This window comes from Terrabacter terrae (assembly GCF_039529575.1).
GTDB lineage: Bacteria > Actinomycetota > Actinomycetes > Actinomycetales > Dermatophilaceae > Terrabacter > Terrabacter terrae.
Genome location: NZ_BAAANB010000072.1, coordinates 1 through 1,564, shown reverse-complemented (window position 1 = coordinate 1,564; position 1,564 = coordinate 1). Strand labels below are relative to the sequence as shown.

At 68.4% G+C, this 1,564-nt stretch carries 1 protein-coding gene; it reads right to left on the bottom strand.

What is annotated here, in order from left to right; genetic code table 11:
• Positions 1 to 125 precede the first annotated feature (125 nt).
• Entirely contained in the window at positions 126 to 1,484 is a 1,359-nt protein-coding gene (locus ABD194_RS19190; protein WP_343994462.1) for an ABC transporter substrate-binding protein, read from the bottom strand.
• Between the last annotated feature and the right edge of the window lie 80 nt (positions 1,485 to 1,564).

Here is a 1,564-nt window from a genome sequence, read left to right as displayed (position 1 = left end):
AGAGGTAGGGCGTCCAGCGCGAGCCGTGGACGCTCGCAGTCCGCCCTCGGGAGCGGCGACCGCCCGGCGCGGGCGTCGCTCCCGAGGAGGGTCTCCGCGGCTGTGTGACGGTCACAGCCATGACGTCAGCCGCCGTACTTCTTCGCGTTGGCCTCGAGGATCTTGGTGGCGCGGCCGGCCGCGTCGGACAGGACGGTCTTCGGGTCCTGACCGCCGAGGATGGCTGCGTTGAGGGCCTTCTCGAACTCCGGGATGGCATCGCCGATGCCGGCGACCGGCGGCGGGAAGTGCAGGTAGTCGATCTGCGTGGCGAGCGTCGACTGGTCCTTCAGGGCCTTGAACTCCGGCGACTCGCGCACCGAGTTGCGGGCCGGCACCTGACCACCCTTGGCCCACTCGATGCTCTTGGTGCTGATCCAGTTGAGGAAGACGCGCGCAGCGGTCTGCTTGTTCTGGTCGGGCGTGCGCGAGGTGGGCAGGATGAACTGGTGCGAGCCGGCCCATGCGGCCTTCGTCCCGCCGATGTTGGGCAGCGGGGCGACGCCCCACTTGAGGTCGCCCTTCTCCTTGAGGGTGTTGATCGTCCAGATGCCGTTCCAGTTGAAGGCGGTCTTGCCGTTCTGCAGGGCCACGATGTCGGCGTCCTGGGCGATCTTGCCGGCCGAGTAGCCCTTGGTGACGAGGTCCTGGAACCAGGTCAGCGCCTTGACGCCGGGCTCGTCGGCCCACAGCACCTGCTTGGCGTCGTCGGAGAAGAGGTTGCCGCCGAACTGCCAGATGAGGGACTGGACCGACATGCTGCCGGTGAACGGGAAGGGCGTGGCCCAGTGGCCCTGGATGCCCTTGCTCTTCATCTTCTCGAGGGCCGCCATGTACTCGTCGTTGGTCATCGGCGGCTTCTCGGGGTCGAGGCCGCCCTTCTCCATGACGTCCTTGTTGTAGAAGAAGCCGAGCGGGTGCACGTCGAGCGGGATGGAGTAGCGCTTGCCGTTGTAGATACCGGCCTTCCAGGGCACGGGGGCGAAGTCGGCCTCGCTCAGCTTGAGGGCGGTGGCGACGTCGTCGAGGGGCTGGATGACGTTGCGGGCGGCGTTCGTGGCGACGGAGTCGACGTGCATGATGCCGATGTCGGGACCCTTGCCGGCGGTGACGGCGGCGGGCAGCTTGGCGTAGTAGTCGGCCCACTGCATCGTGTTCATGCTGACCGAGATGTTCGGGTGCTCGGAGTTGAACTGGTCGACGAGGCGCTTCATGAAGGGCCCGTCACCGCCGGTGAAGCCGTTCCAGAACTGCAGCGCGACCTTCGGGCCGGTGTAGCCGGTGGCGCCGCCGCCCGCGGAGACGGCCGGGGCCTGGCCGGGCACGCCGCTCGAGCCCGAGCCGCACGCGGCCAGGGCGCCGATGCCGGCGAGGCCGAGCGCTCCGGACAGGACCGTCCGGCGGGACAGTGGTGAGGCCTGGAGGGGTGAGGTGGAGTTCGTCATTGAACGGTCCCTTCGGTGAGGCGGATGCAGTGCCAGGAGATGGGTGGCAGGGTTGCCGTGAGGGTGGATCCGGTGATCGC